Below are 20,639 nucleotides of genomic sequence, written 5' to 3' on the forward strand. Positions count from 1 at the left end.
GACGTTGCGGCACAGACCGGACCGCGTCCGGGGCCCGGGGCAGAGCCCCGGTTTCGGGAAGGGGCGGGCCAGGGGAACAACCACCCACCGCAGACGACAGCGCACCCCGGCCCGCCACATCCCGCCCCGTCAGGCAGACGTTGCGGCGCAGACCGGACCGCGTCCGGGGCCCGGGGCAGAGCCCCGGTTTCGGGAAGGGGCGGGGCTGGGGAACAACCACCCCGGCAGCCCGGTCACCGGCACACAGCCGGACCCGCCGACTCCGCCTTGGCGGCGATCTTGCGAGCCATCCCCCCGAACACCAGCGCATGGAACGGCGAGACCCCCCACCAGTAGACGTGCCCCGCCAGCCCATGCGGGTGGAAGACGGCCCGCTGGCGGAAGACCGTACGACCGGCCGCGTCAAGATCCACCCGCATCTCCAGCCACGCCAGCCCCGGCAACCGCATCTCGGCCCGCAGCCGCAGCAGACGCGGCGGCAGGACCTCCTCGACCCGCCAGAAGTCGAGGCTGTCCCCCACCCGCAGCCGGGCCGCGTCACGCCGCCCGCGCCGCAGGCCGACGCCGCCCATCAGGGTGTCGATCCAGCCACGCAAGGCCCACGCCAGCGGAAGCGCGTACCACCCGTTCTCGCCCCCGATCCCCTCCACGACCCGCCACACCTCCTCCGGGGAGGCGTTCACGGCGCGGCGGCGGTGGTCGGTGTAGAGGGTGCCGCCCGCCCAGTCGGGGTCGGTGGGCAGCGGATCGCTGGGCGCGCCGGGCGTGGCGGCGGAAGACCAGCGGGTGGCCACATCCGCCTCGCGGATACGCCGCAACGCCAGCTCCAAGGCCCGGTCCACGCCGAGCGGACCACCCGGCGGATCCGGCACATACCGCCCGATGTCCCGCTCGCCGCAGACCACCTCATGCCGCAGCGACTCCACCAGCGGCCGCGCGAGAGCACCCGGTACGGGGGTGATCAGCCCGACCCAGAGGCTGGACAGCCTCGGGCTGAGCACCGGCACCGGAAAGATGCCGCGCCGGGGCAGCCCGGCGACGGCCGCGTACCGCCGCATCATGTCCCGGTAGGTGAGGACGTCGGGGCCGCCGATGTCGAAGGCCCGGCTCACCTCGTACGGCAGGGCGGCGCAGCCGACCAGCAGCCGGAGCACATCGCGGACGGCGATCGGCTGGGTGCGGGTGCGGACCCAGCGCGGGGTGACCATGAGCGGTAGCCGTTCGGTCAGATAGCGCAGCATTTCGAACGACGCCGAACCCGACCCGATGATCACCCCGGCCCGCAGCACCGCGGTCGGCACCCCGGAGTCCAGCAGCACCCGGCCCACTTCGGCGCGGGAACGAAGATGGGGTGAGAGGTCGCGGTCCGGGACCCCGGCCGGGGTCAGCCCCCCGAGGTAGACGATCCGCCGGAGCCCGGCGGCCCGCGCCCGCTCGCCGAAGAGGCGGGCGGCGCGCCGGTCGGTCTCCTCGAAGCCGGGCCCGCCGCCCAGCGCGTGCACCAGGTAGTACGCGACGTCCACGCCCTCCAGGGCCGCCCCGATGGACTCCTCGTCGGTCACGTCGCCGCGTACGATCTCGACCCGCCCCGCCCAGGGGTGATCGCGCAGCTTCGCGGGGGAACGGACCACACAGCGCACCGCGTGCCCCGCGCTCAGCAGCTCGGGCACGAGCCTGCCGCCGATGTACCCGGTGGCCCCGGTGACCAGACAGCGCATGCGGCCATGCTTGAACGCAAAGGAACCCACCGCAACCGGGCAGCAACCGGGCAGCACAAAACCTGCGAGGTGGGCTCCCTTCGCCGGCATTGTCCGGATCAGGTGGTGGAGGTCGCCTTCCGGTCTCCCCGACCTTCCGGCCTCTCAGCCCGGCCATCAACGAGACGCTCCGGAGAACCAAAGTCCTCTGTCCTGAACGCCTCTCCGGTCGAGCTCCCTCGCTCGCCCCGCAGGCTGTTATTAACGTTACTCCTGACCCCCTTGGGCGACTAGTCCCCTCCTAAGAAAATTTCACCCTTTTGTCCATCCACTCCCAAGCCCCTTCCCCGGCCCCCGGCCTGGCACTCCCGCGCCTTGGCTGCGCCGGAAGCCGCTTGCCCGGTAGGCTTTCCGTGTGATCTTCAAGCGCATCGGAAACGGTCGGCCCTATCCCGACCACGGCCGGGAAAGCACCCGCCAGTGGGCGGATGTCGCCCCACGCCCGGTACGTCTTGACCAACTGGTCACGACGAAGCAGCAGCTCGACCTGGAGACGCTGCTCGCGGAGGACTCGACGTTCTACGGCGACCTCTTCGCCCACGTCGTGAAGTGGGACGGCGACCTCTACCTGGAGGACGGGCTGCACCGAGCCGTGCGCGCCGCGCTCCAGCAGCGTCAGGTGCTGCACGCACGCGTGCTGGAACTCGACTGACGCCGTCCGCGGGCGTCCGCCGCCGGGCCCTCGCATTGGCCCTTTCGGGTTGGACTGCACACGAACCATTGATCATTTAGTAGGCATCGTCACCAGGTCGCACTACGCTGCGCTTATGAGCATGCTGACCCCTCCCGGCATGGGCGGTAAGTACCGCATCACGGGCGACCGCTACCCGCGTATGCGCAGGCCCCGGAGCCGCCGACGCCTGGTCTTCGCGGCCCTCGGCTCGGTCGTGGCGCTCGGCCTGGTCGGCTGGGGGACACTTCAGCTCATCGACGTCTTCTCCGGTGGCGGCGGCAAGGGCGGCGACACGGTGCGCGCGGCGCGCGGCAGCGCGGACTGCAAGCGCGACCCCGCGTCGTCGTCCCGTACGGCGGCGGCGAAGAAGCTGCCGAAGCCGTCCGACATCACCGTCAACGTCTACAACGCGACCAAGCGCTCGGGGCTCGCGAAGGACACCGCCAAGGCGCTGGAGAAGCGCGGCTTCAAGATCGGCGACGTGGGGAACGCCCCGAAGGCGTACGACAACAAGGTCAAGGCCGCGGGGATACTCCTGGGCGCACCGGCCTCCGCCGAAGGGGCCTCCCGGGTGCTCGGCACCCAGCTCGCCGGGGCCCAGACCAAGAACGACGCCCGCCGCGGCAAGGACGTCGATCTGATCATCGGCTCGGGGTTCAAGGACCTGGCCAAGCAGAAAGACGCCGACAAGGCGCTCACCGCGCTGACCAAGCCCTCACCCAAGCCGTCCGGCTCGCCCTGCTGAGCCGGACCGTACGAAGCTCTAGCCCGCCGTCCCGTACATCCGGTCGCCCGCGTCGCCGAGCCCCGGGACGATGTACCCGTGCTCGTTCAGCCGCTCGTCGACGGAGGCGGTGACCACCGTCACGGGCGTGCCCGCCAGTTCGCGCTCCATCACCTCGACGCCCTCGGGCGCCGTCAGCAGGCACAGCGCGGTGACATCGTCGGCGCCCCGCTTGATCAGCTCGCGGATGGCGGCGACGAGCGTCCCGCCGGTCGCCAGCATCGGGTCCAGTACGTACACCTGACGGCCGGAAAGGTCTTCGGGCATCCGCGTGGCGTACGTGGACGCCTGCAGCGTCTCCTCGTCGCGGATCATGCCGAGGAAGCCCACCTCGGCCGTCGGCAGCAGCCGCACCATGCCGTCGAGCATTCCGAGCCCCGCCCGCAGGATCGGCACCACCATGGGGCGCGGGTGCGAGAGCCGCACGCCGGTCGTCGGCGTCACCGGGGTCTCGATGTCGACCTGCTCGGTCCGCACATCGCGGGTGGCCTCGTACGCGAGCAGGGTCACCAGCTCGTCGGCGAGCCGCCGGAAGGTGGGGGAGTCGGTGCGCTTGTCGCGCAGCGTGGTGAGTTTGTGCGCCACCAGCGGGTGGTCGACGACGTGGATCCGCATGGCATCGACACTAACCGAGCCCACCGCCCGCGGCTCCCGCCGGTAACCCCCGGCGACCCCCGGCGGCACCCGGCGCGCGCCGACAGTCTGCCGCCGTACTGGCATCAAAGCGCTGTTTCGGGGGAAAGTGGGCAGGAGCGCCCGGGCCCAACGTCCGGGCGGACACCTCGGCCCGAGGGGTGAGGCCATGGCCGACACCGACATGCCCACCGGCAGGACGATGGGCGCCGTGTCCGCACGCGAGAGCACAGCGGACCGCCGCCGCCGTCGCGAAAGCTTCCTGCGCGCGCTGGACGAGGCCCGGCGGGTGCGCGACCGCGTCCGACCGCGACTGACCCGCGCCGCCCGGATGCGCGAGGCGATACTGCTGCGTACGTTCCGCTGAGGAACGCGATCCCGAACCCGAACCCGGCGCACCGCCGAGGGAGCGATCAGGTCGGTCCGTTTCGTTTCACGTGAGCCACATCTCTTTGGACTGGTGCACGACGCAGCGCGGAAGACCTCTCGCGAAGCGACGGTTTCTGCCACGATTCCGATTGGGGCGGGACACTGTCCCGCCCGCCCCGGCACGCCTATGACCAGTGGGAGAGTCACGGTGTACTTCGCCGCATTGCTCGCGCGCACCGCAGAAGGGTGGGAAGCGAGCGACACAGAGCTCGATGACGTGGAGACTCTGACCGATTTGATCGATCTGGCTCGTGGGGCCGCCAAGGACGACGACACGGTTCTGGCCTTCATCGAGCACGAAGACGCGTGGTTCGGCGTCGTCCGCGTGGACGGCGAGGAGGACCCGCACATCTACGTATCGGACGCGGCCGCGGCCGCCCGCACCTCGTACGGCTCGATGCTCACCGACGAGCTGCTCGGCCGGGACCCCGAGGACGACCTGGACAGCCTCGTCGACCTGGACGGCACCGAGGACGGCGAGCCCGACGAGGACGACGAAGCCGACCCCGACGCCCCGGTCCCGGTGGGCCCGCTCGGCGACGGCGACATCCTGACCGACCTGGGCATGGAGGAGAAGGAACTGAAGACCCTCGACGGGGACGCGCTCGAATCGATCGCGGACATGCTCGGCTGCAGCATGGAGGGCCTGGAGGCGGTTCGCTGACCGCCGCCACACTGGTGTCATGACCGATCCGCTGACCGGCCTCTTCCCCGGACCCGACCCCGACCCCCTGCGTGACCCCTGGCGCGCCCCGATGCGCCTCGCGCTGGAGGAGGCCGTACGGGCACCCGAGACGGGAGACGTCCCGGTCGGCGCCGTCGTGCTCGGCCCGGACGGCACGGTGCTGGGCCGCGGCCGCAACGAACGCGAGGCCCACGGCGACCCCACGGCCCACGCCGAGGTCCTCGCCCTGCGCGCCGCGGCCCGCCGCCTCGGCGGCTGGCGGCTGACCGGGTGCACCCTGGTGGTGACCCTGGAGCCGTGCGCCATGTGCGCGGGCGCCATCGTGCTGTCCCGGCTCGACCGCGTGGTCTACGGCGCGGTCGACGAGAAGGCGGGCGCCGTCGGCTCCCTCTGGGACATCGTCCGCGACCGCCGCCTCAACCACCGCCCCGAGGTCATCCACGACGTCCTCCCGGAAGAGTGCGCGGCCCCCCTCACCGCCTTCTTCCGCACCCCCCGACCCACCCCCTGATCCACCCCCACCCGGAACCGATTTCGGATCTCGGCCCTTCGTCCGCTAGGCTCTGCCTCGGTAGCGTGTCCGAGCGGCCGAAGGAGCGCGCCTCGAAAGCGCGTGAGGGGGCAACTCCTCCGTGGGTTCAAATCCCACCGCTACCGCTCGAATCACCCCCCTGACCTGCGGAAACGCAGGGCAGGGGGGTGTTCTGCGTGTGGACGCGTCCACCAGTTGTGTGGACACGCCCCGGCACGTGACCCCACGTGGCCCCAGCTGACCTGCCGAAACGGCTGTCGATGACGGGGCCTGCTGTGGGATCTGGCCCCGCGGGTCCCACAGCCCGGCGTTACGCGGCTGCGCGTGCGGCAGCACGAACTCACTCACCGTGCGCCGGGAGCCTGAGGTTTCGGCACCGGCGATCGAACGTGGCGACGCCCATGGAAAGAGCCCTCGGTAGCCTCGGCGGGTGATCGGTCGTACGGGTGGTGTTGGCGAGTATGACGCGCGGGTGTCCGCGCGGACGGCTTGGGCGGCGGCACGGCCTGCGGCGGCGGACGCGCTGCTGTGGACGGTGCTCATGGCGGCGGGCGTCTTCTGGTACGCGGACCAGGCCCGGTCGTCCCTGGTGACGGCGCTGTTGCTGCCCGCCTTGGTGCTGGCGGTGGCGGTCCCGGGCAGCCGAAAGCGGCCCGGCGGCGCTGTGTTCCTCGTCAACGGGCTGTGCGCACTCGGCCTGGCCTCACCAGGAACGCCGGCGAACGCCTACCTGCTGTCGCTGGCCGTCCTGTCCTTTCTGCTCGCCACCAGGTCCGCGGACACCGGAGCCGCGTTGTGGGTGTTCGGCGGCTGCATGGCGGTCGACCTGGGGCTGTGCGGTGTACTGCGGGTAGGCGCCGTCCACTGGTTCTACGCCGTGACGCTGCTGCCTGCGGCCATGGTGCTGCCCTGGCTGACAGGCCGCTACTGGCACGCCCGGCAGGCCCTGGTACACGGCGGCTGGCAGCGCGCGCACAGCTTGGAGAGGCAGCAGGGCCACGTCGCGGAGCAGGCGCGCTTGAGGGAGCGGACCAGGATCGCGGCCGAGATGCACGACTCCCTCGGGCACGAGCTCAGCCTCATCGGTCTGCGCGCGGGCGCTCTGGAACTGTCTCCGACACTGTCAGGACAGGACCGTGAGGACCTCGCCGAGCTGCGCGGGATGGTTTCGGATGCGGTCGACCACCTACGGGACGCCATCGGGGTACTGCGTGACGGCCCCGAAGCGGAGCGGGCGCCGGAGCCGGTGCCGACGCACGGGGCCGTTGCCGCCTCGGTGGAGTCCCTGGAGCAACTCGTCGGGCGTGTACGGGAGTCCGGCGTCGCTGTGGAGTTGAGCCGCGACGGTGCAGACGTCTTTCCGCCGCTGGTCGACCGGGCGGTGTACCGCGTGGTGCAGGAGTCACTGACCAACGCCATCAAGCACGCTCCCGGCAGCGCGGTCCTCGTACGCGTCACTCGCGATGGCGGCTGGACCACGGTGCGGGTGACGAATACGGCATCGCAGTCTGCTGCGGCGTCCACCGTGGGGCCGGGCCGGCACGGACTGGCCGGGCTGCGGGAACGGGCCCTGATGCTCGGGGGGACGCTGCGGGCGGCGCCCTCGGCAGATGGCTTCGAAGTGCTCGCCGCCCTGCCGGACCGCGCGCCCGCCGAGCGACCGAGGGTGACCGAGCCCGCGCCGGAGCACTCGGCTTCGGCATCGGTGAGCGGGTTGGCGTCGGCCGCCCGGCGCCGGGCCCGGTTACGTTTCACTATCGCGTTCGGACTCCCGGCCGGATTCGGACTCGTCACGCTCGTCTCCGCCGCGCTGCTCGGCTATCAGCTGTCCACCTGCGTGCTGCGGCCCGCGGACTTCGCGACACTCAAGGTCGGTGCCGAACGAGAAGGCTACGAGGCGGTATTGCCACCTCAGCCGTTCCGCTATCCGCCCGACCACATGAGGGCCGAGCCCGCGCCCTCCGGCTCCACCTGCGAGTTCTACCGGTCGAACATCAATCTCTTGGAGCAGGTGGACCTGTACCGGCTCTGCTGGTCGGACGGCCGACTGGTGGCCAAGGACGTAGTGCCAGGCGAGCCGAGTGCCGCCTGAGCCGTCGCCCGGCGACGCCCCCGGGATCGTGCCCCAGGCCCGGCTGTCGCCCAGGGCGGCACGGCGCAGGTAGCGGGGGAGGCGGGCATCACGCGTCATTGCGTCGCAGTACGAGCAGTCCGAGCAGATGGGCGGCGACCGTCCACGACGCCACGATCACGGCCGCCACGGCCGTCGGGTACGGGGCGCCGCCGTCGCCCCGCATGAGGTACGTGCCCGCGGTCTGCGGCAGGTAGTCGTTGATCGCCAGCAGCACGTCGCCGCCCAGCCCCGTGAGCATGCTGGGGACGGCCGAGATCAGGACGAAGAGCACCGTCAGCGCTCCCGCCGAGGCCCGCAGCGCGAACGACACCCCGACGGCCAGCGCCGCGATCAGCGCGCAGTACACGCCCATCGCCAGCAGCTGGCAGACGGCCTTCGTGACCTCGAACGTGGCGTGGCCCCGGAAGGGCACCCACGCCACACCCATGCCCAGCACACCGAGGAGAACTCCGGCGGCGAAGGCCACAGCCGCGCACACGAGCGCCTTGGCGAGCTGCACCCGGTGTCTGACGGGCACCCACAGCAGCGAGGTGCGCACGCTGCTCGTCGCATACTCGCTCGTCACCGCGGTCATCGCCAGGACGACGACGGCGAACTGGACGAGGAGCAGGGACGTCACCGGCGCGTTGCCGACTGGCTGCGGCGGCTTGTCGTTGATACGGGCGATGGAGCCGTAGTAGAAGGTGAAGACGACCGTGATCGCCGCGCCCGCCACCAAACACACGTACGGCGAGCGGACGGACCACAACTTGACCCACTCGGCGGCGACCGCCCCGGCCTGCCCGCCGCCGGAGTACGGGCGCTCGGCCACTCGGTCGCCTGCCTCGGTCGTCACAGCGCTCATGCCCCCACCTTCGTCGCCGACGCGGTGTCCATGGCCCCGTACTCCACGCTCCGGGCCGTCAGTTCCATGTACGCATCCTCTAAGGAGGCCGCGCCGCCCCGCAGTTCGTGCAGACGTACGCCCAGCCGGTGCGCGAGGTCGCCGACCTCTGCGACGCCGCTGCCCTTGACGACGATCACGCCGTCGCCGACCGATTCGACACGCACCGTGGCGCGCCGCCCCAGATGCTCGACGAGCATGCGCAGCTCCCCGGGGTCGGGGGCGTGCACACGCACCGAAGCCTGGGAGCTTCTCGCCAGAAGCTCCGCCATCGGCTGGTCCGCGAGCAGCCTGCCTTTCCCGATGACAACGAGCCGATCTGCGGTCAACTGCATCTCGCTCATGAGATGGCTGGAAAGGAAGACCGTCCGGCCTCTGGTCGCCTGCGCCCGGACGAGCTCACGCACCCAGCGCACCCCGTCGGGGTCGAGACCGTTGACCGGCTCGTCGAGAATGAGCACCTTCGGATCGCCGAGAAGGGCCCCGGCGATGCCGAGCCGCTGGTGCATGCCGAGCGAGAACGCGCCGGCGCGCCGACGCGCGACCTTGGTCAGCCCCACCGTCTCCAGCACGTCGTCCACGCGCCTCGCGGGGATTCCGTTGCTACGGGCCTGCGCGAGGAGATGGCCGCGCGCGGAGCGCGCAGGGTGCAGCGCCTTCGCATCAAGGAGCGTTCCGACCTCACGGACCGGATGGCGGAACGCGGAGTACGGTCTGCCATCGATGAGCGCCTCCCCCTCGGACGGGCGGTCCAGCCCGAGAATCATCCGCATGGTGGTCGACTTGCCCGCCCCGTTCGGGCCGAGGAACCCGGTCACCTGCCCTTCCCTGATGTCGAATGTCAGGCCATCGACGGCCGCGGTCGCGCCATAGCGCTTCGTCAGGCCTCTGAGCGTGATCACGTATCTCCTTCGGTCACCGGCGTTCCGGTACGTCCACGACCGTAGGAATCGCCGGGGCCCTCCCGCATCGCTCCAGCGGCGGTGATCGCACCCCTTACTTTCGTCAGGGGCTCCCCTGCCGAACGCCCAATTCATCGACCACGGCGAGTGGTTAGGCTGTGCCGGTGGTACGCGTGTTGGTGGCAGACGACGAGGCGATGGTCCGCGCCGGCGTGCGCGCGATCCTGGCGCGGGACTCCGGGATCGAGGTCGTCGCGGAGGCTGCCGACGGGCACGAGGCCATCGAGGCGGCGCATCGCCACCGGCCGGCTGTGGCCCTCATGGACATCCAGATGCCACGGCTGGACGGAATCACCGCCACCGCCCGGATCTACCGGGACCTGCCGGGCACTGCGGTGATCATGCTGACCACCTTCGGCGAGGACGACTTCATCGAGCACGCCCTGCGCGTGGGCGCGAACGGTTTCCTGCTCAAGGCAGACGACCCCAGGGAACTGCTGACGGGTGTACACGCGGTGGCCGCCGGAGGCGCCTACCTGTCACCAAGAGTCGCCACCCGGGTCATCAGCGGGCTGCGCACCGGCCGCATGACCCGCACTCCATCGTCCCGCCACCCGGTCGAACAGCTCACCGAGCGGGAGACTTCCGTCCTTACGCTGCTCGGCGCGGGACTGTCCAACGCCGAGATCGCCTCCCGCCTACACCTGGTGGAAGGCACCGTGAAAGCCCACGTCAGCGCGATCCTCGGCAAGCTGGGAGCACGCAACCGCGTGGAGGCAGCACTCGCGGCCTGGGAAACAGGCCTGGTCGGCCGCGATCGCTAGGCACTTTCGCGGGGTACGACGAGCTCGCCGTCCGCCATGAGCGCACAGGTCCGCCAGGGGGTGATGCGTCCGACAAGCGGGCCAGGAGCAGCCGCTCGTCTTCCACCGCGATGGCGTATGCCGCAACACGGGTCTGCACGTGAGCATCCATGGTGCCTGTCCCTCCCCACATGAAAGCCACCTGGCGAGGACTCCAGCTCCCCCGAAGATCGACTTCGGCCCCAGGCGGGGTAGCCCGACGTAGCACAGGGCCACTCGTCTTGACCAGGTTCCGCAAGCATCGGTTCTCACCTGCGGTCTCGGCGCCCGTAGCTCAGGGCCGACCAGCGCCCGCCAGCCGCAATTCGGGCGTGTGGACACGTCCACACCGACCCCGGATGCCACCGGATGCAGCAGGATCCAGGAGGATCGAAGAGCCTAATTCCGCTTCTCGCGCAGCTCGTCCTTGGTCACGAGCTGGCCGTCCGTGAAGCACAGCCGGTAGACCGCGGACCCCATGGAGAAGAGGCCGCCGCCGTCGGCGCGGTAGTACCTGCAGGAAGCCTGCTTCGGTATGGGCGGGTTCTCCACCGCGGCCCCCGCGTTCACCTCCTGGTCGGGCAGTTGGGAGCGCAGGTCCTCCCACTTCTGGCCCTGCCGCAGACCGCGGTAGGTGGCCGCGTCGAGCGTCATGTTCTCGACGGTCCGGGAGACGTAGCCGACCATCAGCACGGCCACCGCGGCCGCCGCCGCGACCGGCACGGCCACGACCGCGACCAGACTGCGGCGCACCCGCCGTTCGGCCCGCTGCCGAGCCTTGGTCGATACGGGCGCGCCCGGCAGCCCGCTGCCGTCGGCCGGCCCGGGGGACTGGGCGATGCCGCTGCGGGTGCCCGAGTGCGGCAGCCGCGCCGCCACCTCGAAGCCACCGTGTTCGAGGGGGCGCGCCGTCAGGGTGCCGCCTAGGACCCGGACCCGCTCGGCGAGCCCGACCAGCCCCATCCCGCTGCCGCTGGTGTCGTGTGGCGGGCTGTCCGACCCCTCGTTGGTGATGGTCACCACGGTGCGCTCCGGCAGCCGCTCCACCAGGACTTGGATCTCGGTCCCCGGGGCGTGCTTGGCGGCATTGGTCAGCGCCTCCTGCACGACGCGCTGCACCGTTTCCTCGACGCCGCGTGGCGCCGTGGTGTCGAGACCGCGCCGCTCCAGCTCGATGAGCATGCCGGCGGTACGCGCCCGGTCCACGGTGCTCATGACGTCCTCACGCAGCGAGGGCGTCGGCTCCTCCGGGGCGTCCACGCGCAGCACGCCGATGATGTCGCTGAGCCGGTTGATCGCCTGACCTGAGCTGACGCGCAGCTCCTTGGCGCTGGACCTGGCCGATTCGTCGAGGCGCGGGGCGACTTCGAGCGCGGCGGCCAGCATGGCGATGAGGGTGAGGTCGTGGCCGAGTTGGTCATGCATATCCTGGGCGATGCGGGCCCGTTCGCGGATCCGGGCCCGGTCGACGCTGAGCTGCTGCTCCCGCTCCAGGTGTTGGGCGCGCTGCCAGCCGGCGAGTTCGAGCTCACGGCGCTGGTGCCGGTGCCGCCCTGCCAGCCAGGCGGTCACCGCGCCGACGAGGAGGGGAGCGGCGTTCAGCCAGGTCGTGAGATGCCCGGACGTCGTGCCGGTGACGATCATGGTCGCGGCGATGACGCCCACGGCGATCGCGACTTGCAGGGGCCGCTCGCGCCTTTCGCGGCGGCCGACGAGGTAACTCATCGCGAACAGAGCGGGCGAGAACCAGGGGTTGATCAGAGCGAGCGCCGCGCTGACCCCCCAGGCCAGCGGAAGATAGCGCCTCCGGAAGGCGACGACCGGCACGAGGAAGGCCAGCCCGCCGAGTCTCCACCAGACCGTCGAGGACGCCAGGTCGGTGGGCGAGCCGAGCAGCGGCGGCACGGCGAGCCCGCACCACAGGGCTACGCTCCAGATGGCCTTGCGCCGGTTGGCGTAGGCGGCAAGGAAGCAGGAACGGTCTTTCACAGTAAGTCCTGGCTGTGCGCCGACGCGGCACCGGCCGGGGCGAAGAGAGAATAGGGAATTTGGTGATTCGAGTTCTGCTTGCTGATGACGAACCGATGATGAGGGCGGGCGCCCGGGCCATCCTGTCGGCCGACCTGGAGATCGAGGTGGTGGCCGAGGCCGCCGACGGCCGGCAGGCCGTGGAGATGGTCCACCGCCATCAGCCGGATGTCGCCCTGCTGGACGTGCAGATGCCGCGGCTGGACGGCCTGGACGCGGCGTCCGAGATCCTGAGGTCCTCCTCGCGCACCGCGGTGATCATCTTCACGACCTTCAGCAACGACGACTACATCGCCCGAGCCCTGAGCAACGGAGCGAGCGGCTTCCTGCTGAAGTCGGGCGACCCGCGTGAACTGATCGCGGGCGTGCACGCGGTAGCCGACGGCGCCGCCTATCTCTCCCCCGAGGCGGCGCACCGGGTGATCCGGGGCCTCTCCCTGAAGAACATGTCGCGGAAATCGGCCGCCCGCGAGCAGGCCGCCCGGCTCAGCACCCGCGAGCGCGTCGTGCTGGGGCTGCTCGGCGCAGGTCTGTCGAACGCGCAGATCGCCCGCCGCCTGGATCTCGTGGAGGGCACGGTGAAAACTCATGTCAGCTCGATCCTTAGAAGACTGGGAGTCGACAACCGCGTGCAGGCCGCCATCATCGCCCACGAGGCAGACCTGATCGCGGCCACCGACTGAGGCCGTGCCGCGGCGGTCTCTCCCGGTCGGCGCGACGCTCTGTGATCTGAACCGCGCCCTTCAACTCCCGGTCACAGTATCCACCTTGGGGAGTAGGCCACGGGGAATCGGATCGGCCCCCGGGCTGACGCCGACGGGTTGTGAGCGTTCCTACTCTGGGTGACGTGCAGCGTCTCTATGACTTTCTCCGAAGACACCCGACGGGCGTGGACGTCTTATGCGCCGTCGTGTTGCTCGGGCTCGGCGGGATCTGGCTGATGGGCACGCGGGACGTGGGGGACGGGGAGCCGCCGTGGGCGGCCGTGCCGATCATGGTGGCGATGAGCCTGGTCGTCGCGCTGCGCCGCCGGGCACCGGAGAAGATGCTGATCCTGGCGGGCGCGACGGGTGTCGCACAGCTCATCTGCGATGTCGAGGTGATGCCCGCCGACTCCGCGATGCCAGTGATCATCTACACCGTGTCGGTGAACGGTTCGGTCTGGGCCTCGCGTACGGCGCTGGTGGCGGGGCTGTGCGCCGCGCCGATCGCCCAGGTGCGCTGGCCACAGCCCGAGGTGAGCTTAGGGGAGCAGGTCTTCATAGCGGTCATCCTCGCCGCTCCCTTCGGGTTCGCCTGGGTGCTCGGCGACTGGCTGCGCATCCGCCGGGCGTACCTCGCGGAGCTGGAGGAACGGGCCGCACGGCTGGAGAACGAACGCGCGGTCCAGTCGAGGATGGCGGTTCAGGCCGAGCACGCCCGGATCGCCCGCGAACTGCACAATGTCGTCACGCACAACGTCCTGGTGATGGTGGTGCAGGCCGACGGCGCCGCGTACGTCCTGGACACCGCCCCCGAGCAGGCCCGCAAGGCGCTGGAGACCATCTCGGGGGCAGGCCGTCAGGCGCTCACGGAGATGCGCCGGCTGCTCGATGTGCTGCGCAACGGCGAGTGCCAGGAGGGCGGCGAGTACGTGCCGCAGCCCGACGTCCGGCAGATCGAGGACCTGGTCGGACAAGTGCGGGACGCCGGACTGCCCATCGAGTTCAAGGTCGAGGGCGCCCCCCGCCCGCTGCCCAGTGGCGTCGAGCTGACCGCGTACCGCATCGTGCAGGAAGCCCTCACCAACACCCGTAAGCACGGCGGCCCCGACGCGGGCGCCAGCGTCCGGCTCGTCTACTTCAACGACGGGCTCGGCCTGCTCATCGCGGACGACGGGCGGGGCGCTGCCCAGCGGACGTACGGGGACGGTGGCTTCGGCGGGTCCGGCCTCGGCCTGATCGGCATGCGCGAACGGGTCGGCATGGTCGGCGGCACGCTGGATGTGGGGCCGAGGCAGGGCGGCGGCTTTCTGATCAGCGTCCTGCTCCCCCTCGACCCCGCCCGCTGAGGGCCTGCGGGGCTGTCAGGCGTTCGGCGCCCTGCCGAAGCACTTCGCGGCCACGAAACCGGCGACGGCCATCAGGACGGCACTCGTCACGAGGGCGCCGAGCACGACGAACCCCGGGTCCCAGCCCAGCGAGAGGCGCCGTGAACCGTCCACGGCGTACGTCACCGGATTGACCTTCGCCACGACCCGCAGCCACTCCGGCAGCCCCTTCAGCGGGACGAACGCGCTGGAGGCGAACATCAGCGGGAACATCACCAGGACCGCGATGCTCGACATCACCTCCACGCTGCGCAGCCACGCGGCGAGCGCGATGAAGCACCAGATCAGAGACCAGATGACGAACACCGTGAGCAGCAGGGCCCCGGCCGTGCCGAGCACACCGCCCGACGGCCGGAAGCCGAAGAAGAGCGTGCCGCAGGCCAGCAGGACGATCAGCTCGGTGAGGACGCGCACCAGATCGGCCAGCGAGCGGGCCACCAGGACCAGGGGCAGCCGGGTGGGCAGCACCCGGAACCGGGCCACGATGCCGTTGTCCATGTCCCTGACCAGCCCCACTCCGGCCCCCTGCGCCGAGCCGAGGCCGGTGGTGACCAGGAGCGCGGGCATCAGGTAGTCGATGTAGCGCACCTGGTGGGGGAAGTCGTCGGGGTTCGCCATGCTGCCGAAGATCTCACTCAGCAACAGCAGCATGATCAGCGGCTGGACCAGGCTGAACAGCGCGAGCCGGGTGTCGCCGTACATGGACCGGATCTGCCGGGCGGTGAGCACCCACAGCTGGGTGGCGACGCTGCCGCCGCGCCACTCGGTTCTGGTGCCGGGTACGGCGACGGGCGCCGTGTCCAGGGTGCGTTCCTGGAGGGCCAACGGGGACTCCCGTGATGTCAGGCCGCGCCTGCGAGGGCCGTCGGCGATTGGGTGAGTGCCAGATAGACGTCGTCCAGCGACGGCTCCTTGACGGTGAGTTCGACCAGCTCGGCACCCACGGTGTCCAGCGCCCGCACCACGGCCGCGATGTCCGCGGAGCTGTCCACCGGCATGCTCAGCGTGCGCCGCTCCGGGTCCGAGCGCGGTTGGAAGCCGGCCGCAGCCAGCGCGCCGGTGGCCGCCGCCAGGTCGGATTCCGGGGTGAGCGCGGCGTACACCGCGCGGCTGCCCAGCTCCGACTTGAGCCGGCCACTGGTGCCCGACGCGATGACGCGGCCCTTCGACAGGACGGTGATCCAGTCGGCGAGCCGGTCGGCCTCGTCCAGGTACTGCGTGGTCAGCAGCACGGTGGTGCCGTCGGCCACCAGCCCCTCGACCGTCTCCCACAGCGAGATGCGGGTCGTCGGGTCGAGGCCCGTCGTGGGCTCGTCCAGGAACAGCACATCGGGACGGCCGACGAGGCTGGCGGCAAGGTCGAGCCGGCGGCGCATACCGCCCGAGTAGGTGCGGGAGGGCTGCTTGGCGGCCTCGGTCAGCCGGAACTGTTCGAGCAGCTCGGTGGCCCGGGCCGCCGCCTCGCGCCGGCCCGCACCGAGCAGCCGGGCGATCAGGACCAGGTTGCCGTACCCGGAGAGGTATTCGTCGACCGAGGCGAACTGCCCGGTCACCCCGATCCGGGCGCGCACCGCGGCTCCCTGGGCGGTCACGTCGTACCCGGCGACCCGGACCGTGCCCGCGGTCGGGGGCGAGACCGTGGACAGGATGTTCACCAGGGTCGTCTTGCCGGCACCGTTGTGGCCCAGCAGCCCGAGCACCTTGCCCCGGGCGACCTCGATGTCCACGCCGTTCAGGGCGTGGACATCGCCGAAGCTCTTGCGGACCCCGGACGCCTCGATCATGACCTCGTTCAAGCCGTGCCCTGCCCGGAACCCTCCATGGCCTCGACGAGGCTCTTGGGCCGCATGTCGGTCCAGTTCTGGTTGATGTACTCCAGGCACGCCGGGCGGTCGGTCTCCGCCAGGGCGACCGTCCAGCCCGCGGGCACCTCGGCGAACGCCGGCCACAGGGAGTGCTGCGCCTCGTCGTTGACCAGTACGACGTACGTGGCTTCCGGGTCTTCGAACGGGTTGCTCATCAGATGCTCCTTCTCTTCCTCTGCTGCTTGTCTCTGCCGACGGGCCCGGCGACCGCGGGATCCCGTACGTGTTTGGCGAGGACCGCCGCGATCTCCGCGACCGCGGCGGGCTCGATCATCAGGTCCTCGTGCAGGAAATCCACGACGTGCTCGGTGATGTCACCGGACACGTACGGGCGCCACGCCCCGGCGTTGAACGTCGCGTCGTCCCTGCTGAACGACGCGCCGGACGAATAGAACAGGACATCGCCGGTGAACCGCTCCGGCCGGAGGCCCCGGGTCAGCGCGGTGCTGTTGACGTAGACGCGAGCCGCGGCCCGGATGTCACCGCCCGGCAGGTGCCCCAGCGGGTGGCCCTTGGCCCGGAGCCCCGCGAGAACCTCCTCCTCCTGCTCGGGGCCCACCTGCTCGATGTCGAAGCCGAGATCCGCGCTGATCTGCGCGGTCAGCTCGGCCGGATCCCAGTCCGTACGGGACGGCTCCACCGGATACGCGTCGACGATGGCGAGGAGCCCCACCCGCTGCCCCTGGCTCTGCAGCCGGGTGGCGACCCGGTGGGCGAGCAGTCCGCCCATGGACCAGCCGAGGATCTGGTACGGGCCCTCGGGCTGCACCTCCCGGATCCGGGCGCAGTACTCGTCGATCATCTCGTCGAGGTCCCGGGCGGGCGGCTCCTGACCGAGCAGTCCGCGCGCCTGGAGCGCGTACACCGGCAGCTCGGCGGGGAGCCGGCCGGCCAGCCGTCCGTAGCACCAGCCGATTCCGAGCGCCGGGTGCAGACAGAACAGCGGGGTGCGGTCGCCGGTGGCCCGCAGCGGCAGCACCTCCGAGAACGAGTCGCCGCTGCCCCCGGCGTCCAGCTGCCGCAGCAGCCCGGCCACGGTGGGGGACTGGAACAGGTCCCGCACCGACATGTCCAGACCCAGCGCCTCGCGGACGCCGTTGACGAGCCGGGTGGCCAGCAGGGAGTGCCCGCCGAGTGCGAAGAAGCTCTCCTCGGTCCCGACCCGCTCCACGCCGAGCACCCGCGCGAACAGGTCGCACAGGATCTGCTCCTGCGGGGTGACCGGCTCCCCGCGCCCCTCGCCCGCGTAGGCGGGGGCGGGCAGCGCGCGCCGGTCCAGTTTTCCGTTGGGGGTCAGCGGCAGCGCGTCGGTCAGGACGACGAACGGCACCATGTACTCCGGCAGTACGTCCGCCGCGAAGTCGCGCAGCGCGGCCGCCTCGGGACGGGTATCCGCCGCCGGTACGACATAGGCCACCAGGCGTTTGTCGCCCGGCCGGTCTTCCCGTGCGACCACCGCGACCTGCGCCACCCCGGCCGCACCGGCGAGTACGGTCTCCACCTCCGCGGGTTCCACCCGGAACCCGCGGATCTTGACCTGGTCGTCGGCCCGGCCCACGAACTCCAGCAGACCGGTCTTGTTCCATCGGACCAGGTCACCCGTGCGGTACATACGGGTCCCCGGCGCGCCGAACGGGTCCGCGACGAACCGCTCCCCCGTCAGATCCGCCCGGCCCGCGTACCCGCGGGCCAGGCCGGAACCGGCGATGTACAGCTCGCCCGCGACCCCGGCGGGCACCGGCCGCAGCCCGGCGTCCAGGACGTACACCCGCGTGTTGTCCAGGGGGCGGCCCAGGGGCAGACCGCCGGCCGCCCGGTACGGGGCCGAGACCGCGTGGCCCGTGGCGCACAGCGTGATCTCGGTCGGCCCGTAGAGATGGCGCACCGTCGTCGCGGGGTGGGCCTCGATGACCCGCTCGACGGCGCTCGCGGGTACGACGTCGCCGCCGGTGAGGACTTCCCGTACGAGGCCGAAGCTCTCCGAGAGGTCCTCGGCCATGGCCCGGAACAGACCGGCCGTCAGATGCAGGTGGCTGATGCCGTGCTCGCGCACCAGGCGGTCAAGGGTCGCCGCGTCCACATCGCCCGCCGGGGCGACCACGACCCGGGCACCGCGGAGCAGCGGCAGCCAGATCTCGTACACGGAGATGTCGAAGGCGTGCGGTGCGTGCATCAGCACCCGGTCCTGCGGGCCGACCCCCCAGCCGCGGTCCATGGCCAGGTCCACCACATCGCGGTGGGTCACCGACACGCCCTTGGGCTTGCCCGTGGAGCCGGACGTGTACATCACGTACGCGAGGCGGTCCGGCTCGATGCGCTCCGGCAGCGGGACGGTCCCGCCCGGTTCGGCCGCGCCGGGCTCCTCGGCCAGCAAAACCCGGGTGCCGACGGCGCGTTGCTCGGCCACTAGGTCGTGCGCCGACAGTCCACGGCTGATCACCAGGACCGGCGCCCGGGCCTCGTCCAGCACCGAACGCATCCGCGCGGTCGGATAGCCGGTGTGCAGGGGTACGTACACACCGCCCGCCCGCACCACCGCGAGCAGCGCGGCGACCAGCTCCGCCGAGCGCTCCATGAGCAGGGCGACCGGCGTCTCCGCCCGCACGCCCTGCGCGATCAGCCGCTCGGCCAGTTCGTCGGCGCGGGAGATCAGTTCGCGATACGTCCAGCAGGTCGCGCCGCATTCGACGGCCACGGCATCCGGGGTGCGGCCCGCCTGCTCCACGATGAGCTGCGGCAGGGACGCGGCGGGGACCGGCGCGCCGGTCGCGTTCCACTCGTGGACGATCCGCTGCCGTTCCGGGGCCGAAAGGACCTCGATCTCCCCGATCCGGAGCCGGGGGTCCGCGACCGCGGCGGTCAGCAGCCGCACCAACCGCTCCGCGAGTTCCGCGACGGTCTCCCGGTCGAAGAGGTCGAGGCTGTACTCGATCTGCCCGAGGATGCCCGCGGTCGCGCCGGACGCGGTGCGCCGCTCGGCGAGGATGAAGTTCAGATCGAACTTCGCGGTGCCGGAACGTACCCGCTGCCCTTCGGGCGCCACACCGGACAGGTCGAGCGCCACCGTCTCGTTGTTCCAGCTCAACGCCGTCTGGAACAGCGGGTGCCGGGACAGTGACCGCTCCGGGTTGAGGACCTCGACCAGCCGCTCGAACGGTACGTCCTGCCGGGCGAACGCCTCCAGGTCGGTGCGGGCGACCCGGTCGAGCAGCTCGCGGAATCGGGGGTTGCCGGAGAGGTCGGTGCGCAGGACGAGGGTGTTGACGAAGAACCCGACGACGTCCTCCACCGCGTCATCGTCCCGCCCGGCGACCGGAGTGCCGATGGGGATGTCGATCCCCGCGCCCACCCGGGACAGCAGTGCGGCGAGCGCGGCCTGCACCACCATGAACGCCGTGACGTTCTGCTTGCCCGCCAGCGCTACGACGGCGGCGTGCAACTCTGCGGACAGGTCGAAGTCGACGATGTCGCCCCGGTGGGAGGGAGTCGTCGGCCGGGGCCGGTCGGTGGGCAGCTCCAGCTCCGCCGGGAGGTCGCCCAACATGCGCTGCCAGTAGGTCAGTTGCTGGGAAATGGGGCTGTCCGGGTCGTCCTCGGAGCCGAGGACTTCGCGCTGCCAGAGAGTGAAGTCGGCGTACTGCACCGGAAGCGGAGTCCAGGCCGGGGCGCGGCCCTCGGTGAGGGCGGCGTAGGCGGTGGCCAGGTCCCGCGCCAGGGGGCCCATCGACCAGCCGTCCCCCACGATGTGATGCATCAGCAGAAGCAGCACCTGCCGGTCGGGTCCCGTCTCGAACAGCCAGGCCCGCATGGGCAGTTCACCGGCGAGATCGAAGCTATGGCGGGTCGCCGCCGAGAGCTGCTCGTCCAGCGCCTCCTCGGCGGTGGCCACCACCTCCAGGACGGGCCGTGCCCGGTCCGCATCGAGGATCACCTGGTGCGGGCCGTCCGCGTCCTCGGCGAACAGGGTCCGCAGCGACTCGTGCCGGACCGCGACCGCGTGCAGCGCCTCGCGCAGCGCTCCGTGGTCGAGTGAGCCGGTCAGGCGTACGGCGACCGGGATGTTGTAGAGCGAACTGCCCGGGTCCATCTGCTGGAGGAGCCAGAGGCGGCGTTGGGCGTGGGAGAGGGGGATGCGGGTGGGGCGGTGGCGGGTGGTGAGGGCGGTGCGGGCGGTGGTGGCGGTGGTGGTGAGTGCTTGGGTGAGGCCGGTGATGGTGGGGGTTTCGAAGAGCTGGCGGACGGAGAGTTCGGCGCCGAGGGCGGTGCGGATGCGGGAGACGAGGCGGGTGGCGAGGAGGGAGTGTCCGCCGAGGTCGAAGAAGCTGTCGTCGATGCCGACCTGTTCCAGGCCGAGGATGTCGGCGAACAGGGTGGCCAGGATTTCTTCCTGGGGGGTGCGGGGG

Annotated in this window: 18 protein-coding genes and 1 tRNA gene; 10 read left to right on the forward strand and 9 right to left on the reverse strand. The window is 71.2% G+C overall.

The window, feature by feature from the left end; genetic code table 11:
- Positions 1-233: 233 nt before the first annotated feature.
- On the reverse strand, positions 234-1,718 hold the full coding sequence (locus ACWC5C_RS08440; protein WP_450874676.1) for an SDR family oxidoreductase: 1,485 nt from the start codon (positions 1,716-1,718) through the stop codon (positions 234-236).
- A gap of 394 nt (positions 1,719-2,112) precedes the next feature.
- Here ACWC5C_RS08440 and ACWC5C_RS08445 point away from each other — a divergent pair, with 394 nt between their 5' ends.
- Together ACWC5C_RS08445 and ACWC5C_RS08450 are read left to right on the forward strand one after the other, a co-directional pair.
- Positions 2,113-2,409, forward strand: a complete 297-nt coding sequence (locus tag ACWC5C_RS08445) for a type II toxin-antitoxin system VapB family antitoxin (protein WP_009716657.1) — start codon at positions 2,113-2,115, stop codon at positions 2,407-2,409.
- 115 nt (positions 2,410-2,524) lie between these two features.
- The gene (locus tag ACWC5C_RS08450; protein ID WP_450874677.1) at positions 2,525-3,175 is read left to right on the forward strand and encodes a LytR C-terminal domain-containing protein; all 651 of its coding nucleotides are present in this window, start codon (positions 2,525-2,527) and stop codon (positions 3,173-3,175) included.
- Between the two features lie 18 nt (positions 3,176-3,193).
- Here ACWC5C_RS08450 and upp read toward each other — a convergent pair whose 3' ends face one another.
- A complete protein-coding gene (gene upp, locus ACWC5C_RS08455; protein ID WP_385436166.1) occupies positions 3,194-3,829 on the reverse strand; it encodes a uracil phosphoribosyltransferase in 636 nt (211 codons plus the stop codon).
- Positions 3,830-4,016: 187 nt separating this feature from the next.
- Here upp and ACWC5C_RS08460 point away from each other — a divergent pair, with 187 nt between their 5' ends.
- The 5 genes from ACWC5C_RS08460 (at position 4,017) to ACWC5C_RS08480 (ending at position 7,585) form a co-directional block, all read left to right on the forward strand.
- The gene (locus ACWC5C_RS08460) at positions 4,017-4,214 is read left to right on the forward strand and encodes a hypothetical protein (protein WP_450874678.1); all 198 of its coding nucleotides are present in this window, start codon (positions 4,017-4,019) and stop codon (positions 4,212-4,214) included.
- A gap of 210 nt (positions 4,215-4,424) precedes the next feature.
- Complete coding sequence (locus ACWC5C_RS08465; protein ID WP_450874679.1) at positions 4,425-4,940, forward strand: tRNA adenosine deaminase-associated protein; 516 nt, start codon at positions 4,425-4,427, stop codon at positions 4,938-4,940.
- Positions 4,941-4,959: 19 nt separating this feature from the next.
- Positions 4,960-5,472 carry a tRNA adenosine(34) deaminase TadA gene (gene tadA / locus ACWC5C_RS08470; protein WP_450874680.1) on the forward strand — a complete coding sequence of 171 codons (513 nt, stop codon included), beginning with the start codon at positions 4,960-4,962 and terminating at the stop codon, positions 5,470-5,472.
- A 59-nt stretch (positions 5,473-5,531) separates the two neighbouring features.
- Positions 5,532-5,618, forward strand: a tRNA-Ser gene (locus ACWC5C_RS08475).
- 347 nt (positions 5,619-5,965) lie between these two features.
- The gene (locus ACWC5C_RS08480; RefSeq protein WP_450874681.1) at positions 5,966-7,585 is read left to right on the forward strand and encodes a sensor histidine kinase; all 1,620 of its coding nucleotides are present in this window, start codon (positions 5,966-5,968) and stop codon (positions 7,583-7,585) included.
- Positions 7,586-7,673: 88 nt separating this feature from the next.
- On the opposite strand, the gene ACWC5C_RS08485 is transcribed toward ACWC5C_RS08480, so the two are convergent.
- Positions 7,674-8,471, reverse strand: coding sequence for an ABC transporter permease (locus ACWC5C_RS08485; RefSeq protein WP_450874682.1), 798 nt, complete (start codon positions 8,469-8,471; stop codon positions 7,674-7,676).
- Positions 8,468-9,412, reverse strand: a complete 945-nt coding sequence (locus ACWC5C_RS08490) for an ABC transporter ATP-binding protein (protein ID WP_450874683.1) — start codon at positions 9,410-9,412, stop codon at positions 8,468-8,470. Before ACWC5C_RS08490 ends, ACWC5C_RS08485 begins: the two co-directional genes overlap by 4 nt.
- 173 nt (positions 9,413-9,585) lie before the next feature.
- On the opposite strand from ACWC5C_RS08490, the gene ACWC5C_RS08495 reads away from it, so the two are divergent.
- Entirely contained in the window at positions 9,586-10,236 is a 651-nt protein-coding gene (locus ACWC5C_RS08495) for a response regulator (RefSeq protein ID WP_450874717.1), read from the forward strand.
- Between the two features lie 417 nt (positions 10,237-10,653).
- Here ACWC5C_RS08495 and ACWC5C_RS08500 read toward each other — a convergent pair whose 3' ends face one another.
- Complete coding sequence (locus tag ACWC5C_RS08500; RefSeq protein ID WP_450874684.1) at positions 10,654-12,243, reverse strand: histidine kinase; 1,590 nt, start codon at positions 12,241-12,243, stop codon at positions 10,654-10,656.
- Positions 12,244-12,305: 62 nt separating this feature from the next.
- On the opposite strand from ACWC5C_RS08500, the gene ACWC5C_RS08505 reads away from it, so the two are divergent.
- Together ACWC5C_RS08505 and ACWC5C_RS08510 are read left to right on the forward strand one after the other, a co-directional pair.
- Positions 12,306-12,965, forward strand: coding sequence for a response regulator (locus ACWC5C_RS08505; protein ID WP_450874685.1), 660 nt, complete (start codon positions 12,306-12,308; stop codon positions 12,963-12,965).
- Positions 12,966-13,129: 164 nt separating this feature from the next.
- Positions 13,130-14,332 carry a sensor histidine kinase gene (locus ACWC5C_RS08510; protein ID WP_450874686.1) on the forward strand — a complete coding sequence of 401 codons (1,203 nt, stop codon included), beginning with the start codon at positions 13,130-13,132 and terminating at the stop codon, positions 14,330-14,332.
- A gap of 15 nt (positions 14,333-14,347) precedes the next feature.
- On the opposite strand, the gene ACWC5C_RS08515 is transcribed toward ACWC5C_RS08510, so the two are convergent.
- From ACWC5C_RS08515 to ACWC5C_RS08530, 4 genes are all read right to left on the reverse strand, one after another.
- Positions 14,348-15,196: an ABC transporter permease gene (locus ACWC5C_RS08515; protein ID WP_450874687.1), complete on the reverse strand. Its 849-nt coding sequence runs from the start codon at positions 15,194-15,196 to the stop codon at positions 14,348-14,350.
- 17 nt (positions 15,197-15,213) lie between these two features.
- Positions 15,214-16,167, reverse strand: a complete 954-nt coding sequence (locus ACWC5C_RS08520; RefSeq protein ID WP_450874688.1) for an ATP-binding cassette domain-containing protein — start codon at positions 16,165-16,167, stop codon at positions 15,214-15,216.
- Entirely contained in the window at positions 16,164-16,391 is a 228-nt protein-coding gene (locus ACWC5C_RS08525; RefSeq protein ID WP_450874689.1) for an MbtH family protein, read from the reverse strand. Before ACWC5C_RS08525 ends, ACWC5C_RS08520 begins: the two co-directional genes overlap by 4 nt.
- The coding region (locus ACWC5C_RS08530; RefSeq protein ID WP_450874690.1) for an amino acid adenylation domain-containing protein at positions 16,391-20,639 on the reverse strand (4,249 nt) is incomplete at its 5' end. The genes ACWC5C_RS08525 and ACWC5C_RS08530, both read right to left, overlap by 1 nt.

It is taken from the genome of Streptomyces sp. NPDC001700 (assembly GCF_053596435.1).

What these genes read in the sequence shown, in the direction of transcription:
- ACWC5C_RS08460 (WP_450874678.1), top strand. Translation starts at nt 4,017, where the DNA reads ATGGCCGACACCGACATGCCCACCGGCAGGACGATGGGCGCCGTGTCC.
- ACWC5C_RS08485 (WP_450874682.1), bottom strand. Translation starts at nt 8,471, where the DNA reads ATGAGCGCTGTGACGACCGAGGCAGGCGACCGAGTGGCCGAGCGCCCG.
- tadA (WP_450874680.1), top strand. Translation starts at nt 4,960, where the DNA reads ATGACCGATCCGCTGACCGGCCTCTTCCCCGGACCCGACCCCGACCCC.
- ACWC5C_RS08450 (WP_450874677.1), top strand. Translation starts at nt 2,525, where the DNA reads ATGAGCATGCTGACCCCTCCCGGCATGGGCGGTAAGTACCGCATCACG.
- upp (WP_385436166.1), bottom strand. Translation starts at nt 3,829, where the DNA reads ATGCGGATCCACGTCGTCGACCACCCGCTGGTGGCGCACAAACTCACC.
- ACWC5C_RS08440 (WP_450874676.1), bottom strand. Translation starts at nt 1,718, where the DNA reads ATGCGCTGTCTGGTCACCGGGGCCACCGGGTACATCGGCGGCAGGCTC.
- ACWC5C_RS08525 (WP_450874689.1), bottom strand. Translation starts at nt 16,391, where the DNA reads ATGAGCAACCCGTTCGAAGACCCGGAAGCCACGTACGTCGTACTGGTC.